Source organism: Micromonospora sp. WMMD708 (assembly GCF_049315245.1).
GTDB classification, from domain to species: domain Bacteria; phylum Actinomycetota; class Actinomycetes; order Mycobacteriales; family Micromonosporaceae; genus Micromonospora; species Micromonospora wenchangensis.
The window spans coordinates 3,045,479-3,058,521 of record NZ_CP186060.1 but is presented as its reverse complement, the minus strand read 5'-3'; the positions used below and the strand labels follow the sequence as shown (position 1 = coordinate 3,058,521).

Below are 13,043 nucleotides of genomic sequence, written 5' to 3'. Positions count from 1 at the left end.
ACCGCCGGGCAAGGTGGCGTAGGCGGCCACTATCCCCTGGGGAGGGTCGGATGTGGGCGGACGAGTCGGCACTGGACGCCGCGGCACGCCGGCTCGACGAATGGGAGTCGTCGCTCGCCGGGCAGGCCGAACGGGCGCGGACCCTGGCAGCCCGGACCCAGGCGTTGACCGGCACCGCCCGCAGCTCCGACCGCACCATCGAGGTCACCGTCGACTCCACCGGCCTGCTGGTCGACCTGCGGCTCGACGAGCAGACCCGGCAGCACTCCGCCGCCCACACCGCACGGCAGATCATGGCCACCACCCGGGCCGCCCGCACCGACCTGCTGCGGCAGCTCACCGAGGCCACCACCCGGGCCCTCGGCGCCGACGACCCGGCCACCCGGGCGATCATCGAGTCCCACCGGCGGCGACTCGACGCCGGGCCGGGCACGCCGGATGCCCACCGGTGACGGCATCCGGGTCGACCCGGACGACCTGAACCGGCACGCCGCCCACCTCGACCGCTGCGCCGACAGCCTCGACACCGCCGGCAGGGCCGGCCGGCACGTCCGGCTCGACGCCGATGCGTACGGGCAACTCTGCGCGATCATGCCGGTGCTGCTCGGCGGCCTCCAGCAGACCCTGGTCGACGGCGTCGGCACCGCCGCCGGATCGGTTCGTGACACCGCCGCGAAGCTGCGGTCCAGCGCCGCCGGCTACCGGGCCGCCGACACCCGGGCCGCCCGACACCTCGACCGGATACGGGACGGCCGGTGACCGGCAACCCGCTGGTCGCCACGCCGTCGGACGCCGGCCCCGGCGCGTGGGCCGGGATCTGGATCTGCGAGGACATCGAACTCATCGCCCAGGGCGTGCGCACCGGCAGCTGGATCGACGGCAGCCTCGGCGTGGTCAGCGCCGGCCTGGACGCCCTCGCCCTCGTCTCCGACCCGGTCGGCGCGCTGCTCCAGTACGGCATCGCCTGGCTCATCGAACACGTCAGGCCGCTCAGCGAAGCCCTCGACTGGCTCGCCGGCGACCCCGCACAGATCACCGCCCACGCCCAGACCTGGCGCAACGTCGCCGTAGCCCTCCGGCAGGACGCCGCCGAACTGACCCAGGCGGTGCGCACCGAGGTCACCGGCTGGGGCGGCAGCGCCGGCACCGCCTACCGGGCCTGGGCCACCGAGCAGCACCGGGCCATCACCGGTCTCGCCGAAGGCGCCGACACCCTCGCCACCGCCACCGAGGCCGCCGCCGGCCTCGTCGCCGCCGTCCGGCTCCTCGTCCGCGACGCCATCGCCGCCTGCGTCTCCCGCCTCATCGTGTACGCGGGCGAACTGCTCGCCACCGGAGGGCTCGCCACGCCGTGGGTGGTGGAGCAGGTGACCACGCTGGTGGGCTCGTGGGCCGCGCGGATCGCCCGGCTGCTGCGCGGGCTGCTGGCCAGCCTGCGGCGGCTACTGCCGGAACTACGCCACCTCGGCGACCTCATCGAAAAGCTCAAGCAGGCCCTCAACCGGCTCGCTCGGATCGGCCCGACCGATCGGATGGGCTCACGCCGTGACTGGGCCGACCCACGATCCAGGCCACACCCCCCGGAGGAACGGCCGGATTCCCATCTCCCGGCCGGTGATCCGGTCTACCACACCAACCACTCCACGACCGTCGGGTACGACGCACGCACGATGCGGAACAGCGAGAAGGTTCTGCCTCTCGACGGGCACCACGATGTGGTCGTCCACGGCACGGACAAGGGTTACTTCCTCCCCGGTAAGGTCTCTGCCGAGGGGGCGGACATGGACGGGAACCCGACCAGCGCGGTACAGATCGCTACCGCAATCAGAGAGAATCCGGCCTATGACGGGGGCCCCGTACGACTGGTCTCCTGCTACTCGGGCTCGATTGATCCCGGTGTAATCAACGGCGTCCCGCTCGGACAGCAGGTCGCTGACGAGCTTGGCGTGACCGTGATCGCGCCGACGAAGAGAGTGGGCACGGAACGGTGGGCGGCGGAACCGGAGCCACCTGTCATCGAGGCCGGTGGAGCATGGAGGACATTCGACCCACGACCGGAAGGCCGTCGATGAAGACAGTGGGCTTCTTCCGTGAACTCGGTCCGGACCCAGCCGAGGTATATGCCGAAAGCATCAGCGCTCACCTGGGCACAGGCCCGCTACCTGACGTCGAGGATGTGGTGCGCTATCTCCGCGACGGGCACGGCCTGATCGACGTCATGGGCGCGGAGGCGGACGTCCTCGGTAGTGACCGGCATCTGGTGGGCGGCGCCTCCGTCATGACGGACGGCGAGTGGCTCTGGCGCGACGACCTGCGGTTCTACGTGACCACCTACCACGTACGCCTTCCCGAGGACTTCTTGGCCACCATACGGAGAAGCAGCTATCACGTTCCTGAATTGCCGGTCGAGGACCTTCGTGCGGCTGGCAAGGAGGCGATGCGGCTCCTCGGCTACCACCGGCCGTCGCCCCCACACGTCGCATAACCTCCGACGATGAGGCGCGGCCTGCCGGGTGCCCGGCTCACTGACCGGTACGATGTGTGCCATGAGTTCGGAGGCGGTCGGCAGACACATGCCCCCTGTCGTGACGCTCGACGATCTCACCGCGATGATGGCTGCGGACGAACACCACCGGTACGAGATCAGTCCCGAGGGAGTCCTCTCGATCATGCCGCCGCCGGGATACGCCCATGCCATCATCGCGACCCGGCTGATGCTGTGGCTCGCCCAGGGCGGCGTACCGGCGGACCGGGTCGCCCAAGCGGTCGGGTTGCGCATTCCGGGACGGCACGGAGGCGTCGGTGGACGGATTCCGGACCTGGTGGTGTGGAGCAAGGAACAGGCCGACGGGGTCTGGCTTCCAGTTGCTGACGTGCTGCTCGTCATCGAGATCGTCTCACCGGGTTCCGAAGGCGTGGACACCGTGACGAAGCGCAGCGAGTATGCCGCCGCAGGAATCCCCCAGTACTGGATGGTCGACCAGGATCAGGCGCAGACGGTGACGATGCACCGTCTGGACGGCGGTCACTACGCCGTGCGGGCGACCATGCCACTCGCCTGGGTCCTCAACACCGATCCGGCAGAACACGATCTCGGCTGACAGAACCGGAATCCGGGGCCCTGCCGATCATCGGGCACTGTCCCGCGTCGTGTCGAGGGTGTTCGTGAAGCGGCTGGTCACGTCGATTCCGTCGCGCAGGTAGTCGCCGAGGCTGATCCGCACGCCGTTCCGGACCACTTCGGTGCCCGCTCCGAACGACTCCGGCATCCGTCGGGTACGCCACCAGCGCAACGGCTCCCCTGCCGTCCGCTTCTGCCGCTTGAGGTCCGCCTCCGCCTCGATGACGTCCGCGTGCCGACCCTCGATGACCTCGACCAGTTGGGCACCCGCCCGCAGGTGTTGCCGTACCCGGCTCGCCCCGCCGACGCCGAACTTGAGCAATCCGCGGTACCGCACCAGATACAGCAGGTACGGCGTGTCGCGCAGCGCGGCGAAGGTCCGGTCCTCGGGCTCGGGTGGGCACTTCGCGCAGGTGCGGTCGCGCAGCCGTTGCCACGAGCCACAGCGCAGGTGCAGGCCCCAGGTCCCGTGGGAGAAGGGTGCCTGCCGTGCGCCGTACCACGGTAGGCCGTGGACGTCACCGGCCAGGTCGGTCCAGCCGTCGCGGTGGCGTCTGTCGAGCTCCTCGCCGAGGGCGATCGCGGCCTGGAACTCGGCGGCGGCCCGGGTGGGGATGGTGTCGGTGTCGGCCAGGCCGGCGAATCGGCGTACCCGGTCGGCGAGCGCGGGTTCGTCCGGCAACCGGGTCAGCAGGCGTGCCCCGGCGGCGAGACTCGGGCCTGCGGACCGCTCGTCCAGACAGAGGTGGCACCGGGTCCGCCAGCCGGTACGGCAGACCCGGAGGTTGCCGCAGGTGCGGCACCGGTAGACGTCGACGCCTCCGCCCGGCAGCAGGCCGAGCGGTTGCATCTGGTCGGCGACCAGGTTCGCGCAGGGTCGGCAATGGGCGTACCAGGCGATGTCCGGCCCACGCTGGCGGGTGTTCGCCCGGCCGTGGACGGTGTCGCCGCAGTTGACGCAGATGCACTGCGTCGGACGAACGCGTGACCTCGGTGCCGTCATTGCGTCATTGGCCGGAGTCGATGGAGCGCCGCCAGCCGATTCGCCGCCCAGGTGTACGCCCCGTCGTGTGGCACGACGTTGAGCAGCAGGAGCGTGTCGCTGCGGACGCCGGCCCGGACCGGCTTCTCCAGGACGTCGAAGCGCTGCCAGAAACTGTTGGCGAAAGCAAGCTGCGGCACGGGCACCCTCCAAGGCTGGCGGTTCGACGCGGCTCCTACTCGACGACCGACTCTTCCGAGGTGGACGGTTGTGCCTGGTCAAGGAACCAGCGGAGATGGTCGAGTAACGCCTCACGGGCTTCGGCGTCGGCGAGGACCTCCAGGGGAAAGCCCGGGCGCAGGGCGAGCCTGGCGGCGGCGATGTTCACTCCCGGTAGCTGGTTGAGCCGCTGCCGAAAATCTTCCCGTAGGGCGATGTCGTTGAACGGCGTGCGAACACTGAGGTGCTGGAACACCACCTCGAACTTTCCACTCGGGTAGATGACCGCCGGCCAGATGCTGCCCAGCTCGTGTTCCCTACGCCGCGCCATCAGGAAACAGGACGTCTCCGCGCCGGTGCCGTAGGACAGGGTGCCGCCCATCGCGGTCCATGCCTCGAGCAGGACGACCGTGGCGGTGGACACTGCCGGTGTCCGCCGAGCGGTGATCTGCTCGAGGAACCGTTCGGCGTAGGTGCCGTTCCGACCCGGCCGGTACCGCAAGGCCCGTTCGGGCAATTCCTCCGACGTGATGCCGGCGAGCTGCGCCAACTCCTCGGTGCCGATGCGCTGCCCCTGGTCGGCACGGCCGTTCCGGTCGAACGTCACGCCTTCGGCACGGAGCACCTCGCGCGGGTCGTCGGTGCGGTCCGGTTCGAGCCACCTGAAGCCGGGCGCAATCGTGCCTTCGGCCTGCAACACCCGGTGCGCGTTCGGGGCCGGGTGGTTGGCCAGCCGCATCCCGAGCGGCATCGGCGCGGTGCCGACGAGAGCAGCCAAGTCACCGTACGTCGTCCAAGAGCCAGCGGGCAGTTCGGACAGCGCCTTGTCCATCAGGTCCCAGGGCACCTCGGACTGGTTGCCTGCCTGCGCGGTCGGTCCCGGCCAGGAGCTGATCACCCGCTCGGCGAGGGCCTCGGCACGGGCGTGGATCTCTGGGCGCCCCCAGCGGGACTGCGCCACGATCTCCTGACTCAGCCGGATGCCGCTTTCCTTCAGCCTCTCGCGCTTCTCCGCGAAGGGCTTGTTGCCCAACTCCTGGTTGTAGCCGGTCAGGGTCAGGTTCCCCAGTGTGTGCACCAGCGCCTCGTACATCTCGTCGAGGTTCTCGTCCGGCCCGCAGTCGGTGGCGAGCATCCGCCGCCACTCGTCGGGGAGCGTCTGCGGCAGCACATGCTCGATGGTCGCCTTCTCCAACGAGACCGGTTCTTTGCTGCCGTAGGACTCCTCCAGCCAACGAAGGACGAGGCTGCGTTGGGGTGCCCGGCCGTGCAGGTAGAACGGAATGGACCGCACTGCGGAACGTACGGCGGCGTCGGTGGCGAAGTACTTACGTCCGGTCGACAGGTACGCCCGGACCGCCTCGTCCACCGGCAGACTCTTGCTCATCTCGGTGACGATCGAGAGCAGGATCCGGTTGATGTTCATGGTGCTCCGGCCGATCAGCAGCCGTCGGACGAAGAAGCTCTCCAGGTACAGCATCGCGGTGGCGATCTGCTCGGAGGTCGCCGTGCCCCGGTCCCGCCGGTCGAGCAGGTGCAGCAGGACCGGATAGACGGTGGTGGTGCCCCATGCGCTGAGCCGTTCCAACCGCTGCCGTACGCCCGGGTCCTGTTCCTCGGTCGGGTGCAGGATCACCCGTAGCAACGCCCCCAGGCGGCTGAACCGTTGCACCTCGGCTTCGACGTCCGCTTCGGTGCGCAGCTTTTCGAGGCGTTCCTGCTGGGACGAGTACGTCTCGGTCTGCTTGACCTTGGGGTCGCGGTGGACCAAATCGAGCCAGAAGAGCAGGACCAGCTCCGTCGGGGTGAACCGCTCCTGCAGTGGCAGCCACAGTGACTCGTAGACGGCCGGCCCCCGATGGGGCAGCCGCATGAAGATGTAGTTGCGCAGCAGGTCGGCCTGGGTGAGCGTCAGGCCGGTGTTGTTCAGCGACTCGAAGATCCGGTAGACGTTGTCACCGGGCTTGGCGGTGATCGCCACCAACGCCAGGCCGGTGATCACCGCGCTCTCGATCTGCTCGATGGCGACCGGCTCCTCGGCGGTCCCGAGGGCGTCCAGCGCCTTGGCGAAGAACCGGTACGCCCGGCCCACCGCGTCGTCCCCGCCGACGTGCGGCGTCGACTTCACACAGGCCGTGTACGCGTTCCGGTCGGCCTGGGTGGGGACCAGCTTCAACCAGCGCTGTTCCTCGAACGGGTTCGTCAGGTACTGCTGGTCGAGTCGGAGCCGGTGTTTCGGGTCTTCGTGCTCGGCACGGTGGTCACGGATGGCGCAGAGCAGGATGGACAGCGTGGTGAGCCGCTGCTGGCCGTCCACGACCAGGTATTCGGCGACGCCGACCGGACCGATGGCCGGGCTGGGCGCGAGCACGAGCGAGCCGATGAAGTGGGTGGCCCCCGGGTGGTCGGCCCGGTCCCTGGCGAGTTGGCAGACGTCGTCCCAGATACGGGCGAATTGCAGCTCGGTCCACGAATAGGTCCGCTGGTAGAGCGGCACCTGGTATTGCTTCGCCCCCTCCAGCAGACGTTGCAACGTGGTTTCCTGCGCCGTGACCATGCCGACCCCGCCCCCTGTGGACCCGTCCCTGGGCCGGCAAGACAACCAGATCAATGACCGCGTGGGCAAACGAGCGTTACCGCGATCTCGCGGGCCGTCACCTGCCGAAGGAGATACCGCCGTGGATGTCGCGTGCCTGGACGACCGGGCCGCTGACGTCACCGGATACCGAGTTCACCACCCCGCCCGTGCCGGCGGCGAGGGTCGCCTCGACCCGCGCCCATCGGTCGTGGAACTCGGCGGCGAAGCCGGGGTCGCGCTGCGCCTCATCGGCCACGACGGCCGCCAGCAGGCGGGTAGCCGCAGGTGACGGCTCTGCGAACGCCCTTTCGATCGCTGCCTGCGCGGCCGGCTCGTGCCGGAAGCGTTCGCGCAGGAAGGTGACCAGGGAGCCCACCGCTTCCCGGCCGCCCTGGGCCAGTTGGGTGGTGCCCCACGTGACGAGCGTGGTGACGGCGGCGAGCGTGATCGGGTCCGTCATCCGGTCTCCTCGAATGCGATTTGCGTCGGAAATACGACAGCTGACAGAGCGACGAAGTCGGGCAACTCGATAATACGGTCGATATTCCATTCGTGAACCCACCTGGAGGTCCAGATGAGTGGGAACCGTTGGCAGGCGGACACCTCCGCCGAACTCACTCGACGCTGGGGAGAGTCGTCGCACGAGTTGGGCAACACGTCCGGCGACGGTAGCTGCCCCGACATCTGGGAGCTGAGCAACGGCGACGTCGCGATGATCGGGCAGGACGCCACGGAGGAGTATCGCGGCCGGCTGCCCGACGGGGTGTCGATCGACCCGGGCGAGCGCCTGATCATCGTTCCCCGTTCCACCGTCGTCGCGGCGAAGGTGGACATCCCCGATGCATGACCTCCTCGGCGGCGATCCCGGCGAGCGGCTCGACCTGGCGGACTACTGGGCGGACTTCGAGGACCGGTTCTGGAAGACGTCGGCACCGGGATTCTGGAAGCTGGAACGGCAGCAGACGTTCAAGGAGCCCGGAGACGAGGGCTGGCGGGCATTTGCCGAGGGCCGGTGGGTCGATTCGCTGCGCATCCTGGAGGGCCGCCGCTCCGAGTTCGCCGACTACTACCGGCGAATCGCCGAGACCGGCTTCGCCACCCGACGGGTACGTGTCGTCGACGAGCCGCTCACGCCCTACCTTCAGTGGGAGCTGCACGTGCTGCGGCTGCGCCACGAGTACGGCGGCCTGACCCGGGTGGTGGACTCTGCCCGGGTCGCCGACGCCGAGTCGGCCGGCGTGCTACCGGAGATCTACACACTCGGCACCGAGGTCATGTACGAAGCGGTGTACGACGCCGACGGGGTGCTGGCGGCGGCCCGCCGCTGGCGCGATCCGGAGCTGGTGGCGCGTTGCCAGTCGTTCATCGAGTCGCTCTACCGCGACGGCGAGCCGCTCGACGCGTTCTTCGCCCGCGCCGTGGCGCCCCTGGAGCCACCACGGATCGACTGACGTGAGTGAGCGGGACGAGCAGGAGCCGCCGCCCCGCCACGTCAACCGGTCGGACCTGGACGGTCCCGCCGATCTGGTCCAGGCGCGCGACGTCTTCGGCGGAGTGCACTTCCACCATGACGCGGCCGACCGCGAGCCGCCACCTCGGCAGCTCCCCGGCGACGTGCGCGGTTTCGTCAACCGAATCGCGGAGCTGAGCGCCCTGGACCGGCTGACCGGCGACGGCGACGCCCGGGTGACCCTCTCGGTGATCACGGGAACGGCCGGCGTGGGTAAGACCTCCCTCGCCCTGCGCTGGGCGCACCGCGCCCGGCACCGCTTCCCGGACGGGCAGCTCTACGCCAACCTGCGCGGATACGACCCGGGCGAGCCGACCCGGCCGGAGGCGGTGCTCGACCGGTTCCTGCGGGCGCTCGGCGTCCCGGCTGCCGCCATTCCCGCCGACCGGGAGGACCGCGAGGCGTTGTACCGCTCCCGGCTGGCCGACCGGCGGGTGCTGCTGGTCCTCGACAATGCCGCAACCGCCCGACAGGTGCGTCCGCTCCTGCCCGGCTCGGACACCTGCCTGACCATCGTGACCAGCAGGAGCATGCTTTCCGGTCTGGTCACCCGCGACGGCGGTCGGCGGCTCACCCTGCCCATGCTGACCGAGGACGACGCCGTCGCCCTGCTGCGCAGCGTCACCGCGGACCACCGGGCCGGCGACGACCCCGACGAGCTGGTCGAGTTGGCGCGGCTCTGCGCACGCCTGCCGCTCGCCTTGCGGATCGCCGCGGAACGGGCCGCGGGCCGCCCGTTCATGCCGCTCGGGGAGCTCATCCAGGACCTGCGCGACGAGTCGGCGCTGTGGGACGCGCTCACCGCCGAGGACGACGAGGAGGCCGATGCGGTGCGGACCGTCTTCGCCTGGTCCTACCGTGGGCTGGGCACCGTGCCCGCCCGGTTGTTCCGGCTGATCGGGCTGCATCCGGGGCCGGATTTCAGTGTGCCGGCGGTTGCCGCGCTGGCCGGGATGCCCGCCGCGCAGGTGCGGCAGCCGCTGGATGCGCTGGTCACCGCCCATCTGGTGGAGCAGCATGCGTCCGGGCGTTACCACCTGCACGACCTGTTGCGCGCGTACGCGGTCGACCAGGTACGGCAGTTCGAGGACGAGGAGAGCCGGCGGGAGGCGCTGCGTCGCGTACTGGAGTGGTATCTGCACTCGGCGGACGCCGCGCTGGCGCGGACCCAGCCGTTCAACCGCACCGTGCCGCTGGAACCACCGGCCGGCGTCGTACCGCTGGCCTTCGCCGGTCCCGCCGAGGCGGACGCCTGGTTCGACGGGGAACGCGACAACCTCGTCGCCGCCACCCGGATCGCGGCCGAGGCCGACCTGCCGCGCGTGGCGGGGCAGCTCGCCGCGATCCTCCGTAGCGTCTTCATGCACCGCAACGCTTTTGACGACTGGTTCGCCACCGCCCGGATCGGGCTGGTGGCGGCCCGCTCGCTCAGCGACCGGCGGGGCGAGGCGGAGGCGCTGGAGAGCCTGGGCAAGGCCCACTTCCAGGCCCGTCAGCTCGACGAGGCGGCCGAACACCACCGGGCGGCGTTGGCGATCCGACGCGACATCGGCGACGCGCACGGTGCGGCGGTGTCGGTGAACGCCCTCGGCCTGCTGGGGCTGCGGCACCGCCGGCTCACCGAAGCGCTCGCCCATTTCACGGACGCGCTCACCCGGTTCGAACGGCTCGGTAGCCGACGCTGGCAGGCCCTCCTGCTCAGCAACCTCGCCGAGACCCGCTACGAACTCGGGGAGCCGGCACAGGCTGTCGAGTTGCTGGAGCGGGCGCTTGCCGTGCAACGGGAGATCGCCGACCGGGCGCAGGAGGGCAACTCGCTGTTCTTCCTCAGCATGGCGTTGCGGGAGCTCGGACGCGTCGGGGAGGCCGACGCCGCCATCGGACGGGCGCTCGCCATCGCCGAGGATGCCGGCAGCCCGGTGTGGCTGGCGCACTGGCTGGTCGAACAGGCCCGGGTGCTGCGCGCGTCGGGACGGCCGGCGGAGGCGCTGGAGGCGGCACATCGCGCAGCCACGATCCAGCGGCGGCTGGGTGATCGCAGCCGCGAGGCGATGGCACTGAACGGCGCGGGCGAGGCGTACCGGGAGTTGGGCCGGGCGGCGGAGGCCGTGGCGTTCCACCTCCGCGCGGCGGCCACCCACCGTGGGCTCGGTGACACCTGGCACCTGGCGGCCTCCCTGGCGAATCTGGCCACCGCCCTGGTCGAGGCGGGTCGCCCTGGGGAGGCGGAGGCGACGCGTCGGGAGGCACGGGACCTGCTCGCCGGGTTCGACGACGCCCGTGCCGCCGCCCTGCGGGACAGCCTCGACGTCACCGGAGACAGCTGAACCCGCCCGCTCAGCCGAGCCCTCCGGCGAACACCGTGGACCGCCACTGGTCGAGCATGCCGCCGAGGGCGTCCGCCAGCATCGGCAGCTGGGGGGCCAGGGCGAGACAGGCGACGCCCCGCAGCATCCCCACCGCCGTCACGAACCGCAGCACCCCCTCGTCGAGGTCCCGCATGTTTCGGAGCTGCGCCGCACTCCGGTAGGCGGCTTCCCCCTCCGGACCGACGCCGACGACGTCCCACTCGACGGGCCCCAGCGTCACCATCTCGAAGTCGGCGTAGCGGTACCCGTCGACCCCGGCGACCATGTTGACGACCGGGGAGTCGCCGTGGACGGGTTGCAGGTCGATCCCGGGGAACGTCTTCTCGAACAGTTCGCGGGAGCGTACGAGTGGCGCCAGCACCTGCCATTCCCGGCGGGCGCGGTCCAGGTCGGCCGGGTCGATGAGCTCGGGCTGACGGTCGAGCGCGACGAGGCCGTCCTCGACGAACTGCGGTTCGGCGGCGGACAGGAACGACAACTCACCCGGGTAGTCGCGCAGCGCGGCGTGCAGTTCGGGTACGAGGCCACAGTTCGCCACGTAGTCGGGTTCCCCGGCCGGGGCCAGCTCGATCAACTGCCAGAACGTCATCGAGAAGCCGTCGTGCCGGACGGGTTCGCGGGGTACGAGGGGGCTGGGCGGGATGACCGGGACGCCCCGCTCGGTGAGCCATGCCGTCACGTCCAGTTCCGCCCGCTGCCGACCGGCCACACTGTCGAGGTCCGCATAGGCGGGCAGGACGGTGGGCACCCGGGCCACGACCGGCGACGGCGCGAGGTGCACGACCACGGAGAAGGCCTCGTATAGCACGCGGGCGTCGGTCACGTCGAGCCCCCGTGCGCGTCCGGCGTGGACGGCCGCGTCGACCGCACGCCGGGTCCGCTGGGCGATCTGCTCCGGGGTCAGGAAGCTCTGCATAGCCCCATCCTTCCGCACGCTACCGACAGGTCGGGATCTCCTCGGCCGTCCTCACCGGGTCGACGGCAGGAACGGGCTGGGTGCCCCGCTCCATGACACCTGCAGCGCCTCGCGGGCGCGGGTGCTGGCCACGAACAGCAGGCAGCGTTCGTCCGGTCCGGGTGGCACGGCGGCCCGCAGCACCCGCCACTACGCGGGGTGCAGGTCCTGCGCCTCGTTGACCACCACATGGTGGTAACCGTGGGTGGCCCGGTCCGCGCCGGCGAGCAGGTCCGCGGCCTGCGCGCAGATCTGCGGGTACGTTGCGGACCCGGCGGCGGTCAGCTCCGCGTGGAACATCTCGACGGCATCCCACACCTGGTCACGTTGGCGGGTGCCTAACGCCGAACCCCGGCCCCGGCGGCTCGCCGCGCGGTAGTCGTCCCGGTCTTCACTGGCCTTCACCCTCACCTCTGGCCGAGCGCAGCGCCGCCAGAAAGTCGCCCATGTCGTCGATCGGTGCCCCTCGTAGCTCTTCGACCGAACGGACTGGCGTCACACCCTGCGCCCTGGCGATGTCGTCCAGGCTCTTCGGCTCGGCCGAGTCGAGCCTGTGCAGGCTCGACAGGTGCAGAATGTGGATCGTCGTGCCGTTGGGTTCGAGCTCGGCGACGCCCTCGGCCATCACCACCTGGTCCATCGCGTCCAGCACGGCGTCCCGCAGGTCGGAGTCAAAGTCACAGAGGATACTTCCGGCGTAAGTGTCGATCCGGCAGCGCAGGGTCGCGGGGGAGAAATCCCCCATGTGCAGGCGGCCGACGATCGTCGATTCCTGGGCGATCTTTTCCAGGGATGTCCGGCGGACGGCTCGGTGTAGCGCTTCGTCGATCACGAACCGGGTGCGACCGCCCTGCCACAGCTCCACCCGGGTGACGCCCCTGGCGCTGATCCCACCGGTCAGACTTCGCAGCTGGTTGAGCACCTGCGGGCCGAAATGAGGGGGCAGGATCTCCGGTCGTTCACGGAGACGGTTCGTGCCCTCTTCGAGCGCCGTCAGCGCCTGTTCCAACACTCCTTCGTCGAGCGAGAGCTGCCCGGTTCGCGCGATGTCCAGCAACGCCGAGCCCGCTCGGAATCCAACGAAGTCGAGCCGTACCGCGTCCACGATCTCGCGGGGTCGGCGGCCGGGGCCGGTAGCTTTGCCGGCGATACTCAGCGCCAGCAACTCCAGGGCCGCCTGCAACCCGCTCGCCAGCCGGGACAACTCGGCGAGGGGCAGGCGACCGCCCTCCGTCGCCGGCCCGACCGCCCGCAGCGTCAGGTCGACGGCCGACGAATCATCAGTCGCCATCGTCCCCTCCTCCGCGCT

General features: G+C 70.5%; 15 protein-coding genes. 8 read left to right on the top strand and 7 right to left on the bottom strand.

Annotated features, from left to right (window positions below; genetic code table 11):
* Positions 1–50: 50 nt before the first annotated feature.
* The 5 genes from ACN260_RS13480 (at position 51) to ACN260_RS13460 (ending at position 3,101) form a co-directional block, all read left to right on the top strand.
* The gene (locus ACN260_RS13480) at positions 51–452 is read left to right on the top strand and encodes a YbaB/EbfC family DNA-binding protein (protein WP_422756288.1); all 402 of its coding nucleotides are present in this window, start codon (positions 51–53) and stop codon (positions 450–452) included.
* Complete coding sequence (locus tag ACN260_RS13475) at positions 439–759, top strand: type VII secretion target (RefSeq protein WP_422756287.1); 321 nt, start codon at positions 439–441, stop codon at positions 757–759. The genes ACN260_RS13480 and ACN260_RS13475 overlap by 14 nt, the downstream gene beginning before the upstream one ends.
* Entirely contained in the window at positions 756–2,072 is a 1,317-nt protein-coding gene (locus ACN260_RS13470) for a WXG100 family type VII secretion target (RefSeq protein WP_422756286.1), read from the top strand. The genes ACN260_RS13475 and ACN260_RS13470 overlap by 4 nt, the downstream gene beginning before the upstream one ends.
* The gene (locus ACN260_RS13465; RefSeq protein ID WP_422756285.1) at positions 2,069–2,485 is read left to right on the top strand and encodes a hypothetical protein; all 417 of its coding nucleotides are present in this window, start codon (positions 2,069–2,071) and stop codon (positions 2,483–2,485) included. Before ACN260_RS13470 ends, ACN260_RS13465 begins: the two co-directional genes overlap by 4 nt.
* 61 nt (positions 2,486–2,546) lie before the next feature.
* Positions 2,547–3,101, top strand: coding sequence for a Uma2 family endonuclease (locus ACN260_RS13460; protein ID WP_422756284.1), 555 nt, complete (start codon positions 2,547–2,549; stop codon positions 3,099–3,101).
* A 27-nt stretch (positions 3,102–3,128) separates the two neighbouring features.
* Here the strand turns inward: ACN260_RS13460 and ACN260_RS13455 are convergent, their stop codons facing one another.
* The 4 genes from ACN260_RS13455 to ACN260_RS13440 all read right to left on the bottom strand — a co-directional run bounded on the left by ACN260_RS13455 (position 3,129) and on the right by ACN260_RS13440 (position 7,360).
* Positions 3,129–3,971 carry a hypothetical protein gene (locus ACN260_RS13455; RefSeq protein ID WP_422756283.1) on the bottom strand — a complete coding sequence of 281 codons (843 nt, stop codon included), beginning with the start codon at positions 3,969–3,971 and terminating at the stop codon, positions 3,129–3,131.
* Positions 3,972–4,120: 149 nt separating this feature from the next.
* Positions 4,121–4,303 carry a hypothetical protein gene (locus tag ACN260_RS13450; RefSeq protein ID WP_422756282.1) on the bottom strand — a complete coding sequence of 61 codons (183 nt, stop codon included), beginning with the start codon at positions 4,301–4,303 and terminating at the stop codon, positions 4,121–4,123.
* A gap of 35 nt (positions 4,304–4,338) precedes the next feature.
* Positions 4,339–6,879: a GmrSD restriction endonuclease domain-containing protein gene (locus ACN260_RS13445; protein ID WP_422756281.1), complete on the bottom strand. Its 2,541-nt coding sequence runs from the start codon at positions 6,877–6,879 to the stop codon at positions 4,339–4,341.
* Positions 6,880–6,976: 97 nt separating this feature from the next.
* Positions 6,977–7,360, bottom strand: coding sequence for a hypothetical protein (locus ACN260_RS13440; RefSeq protein WP_422756280.1), 384 nt, complete (start codon positions 7,358–7,360; stop codon positions 6,977–6,979).
* 114 nt (positions 7,361–7,474) lie between these two features.
* Between ACN260_RS13440 and ACN260_RS13435 the strand changes: the two genes are divergently transcribed.
* The 3 genes from ACN260_RS13435 to ACN260_RS13425 are packed head-to-tail and all read left to right on the top strand — an operon-like array spanning position 7,475 to position 10,737.
* Positions 7,475–7,747, top strand: coding sequence for a hypothetical protein (locus ACN260_RS13435; protein WP_422756279.1), 273 nt, complete (start codon positions 7,475–7,477; stop codon positions 7,745–7,747).
* Complete coding sequence (locus ACN260_RS13430; RefSeq protein WP_422756278.1) at positions 7,740–8,351, top strand: DUF6879 family protein; 612 nt, start codon at positions 7,740–7,742, stop codon at positions 8,349–8,351. The genes ACN260_RS13435 and ACN260_RS13430 overlap by 8 nt, the downstream gene beginning before the upstream one ends.
* Position 8,352: 1 nt before the next feature.
* Complete coding sequence (locus ACN260_RS13425) at positions 8,353–10,737, top strand: ATP-binding protein (RefSeq protein ID WP_422756277.1); 2,385 nt, start codon at positions 8,353–8,355, stop codon at positions 10,735–10,737.
* Between the two features lie 10 nt (positions 10,738–10,747).
* Here the strand turns inward: ACN260_RS13425 and ACN260_RS13420 are convergent, their stop codons facing one another.
* The 3 genes from ACN260_RS13420 to ACN260_RS13410 all read right to left on the bottom strand — a co-directional run bounded on the left by ACN260_RS13420 (position 10,748) and on the right by ACN260_RS13410 (position 13,025).
* On the bottom strand, positions 10,748–11,695 hold the full coding sequence (locus ACN260_RS13420) for a hypothetical protein (protein ID WP_422756276.1): 948 nt from the start codon (positions 11,693–11,695) through the stop codon (positions 10,748–10,750).
* A 189-nt stretch (positions 11,696–11,884) separates the two neighbouring features.
* Positions 11,885–12,139, bottom strand: a complete 255-nt coding sequence (locus ACN260_RS13415; RefSeq protein ID WP_422756275.1) for a hypothetical protein — start codon at positions 12,137–12,139, stop codon at positions 11,885–11,887.
* Complete coding sequence (locus tag ACN260_RS13410) at positions 12,126–13,025, bottom strand: hypothetical protein (protein ID WP_422756274.1); 900 nt, start codon at positions 13,023–13,025, stop codon at positions 12,126–12,128. Before ACN260_RS13410 ends, ACN260_RS13415 begins: the two co-directional genes overlap by 14 nt.
* Between the last annotated feature and the right edge of the window lie 18 nt (positions 13,026–13,043).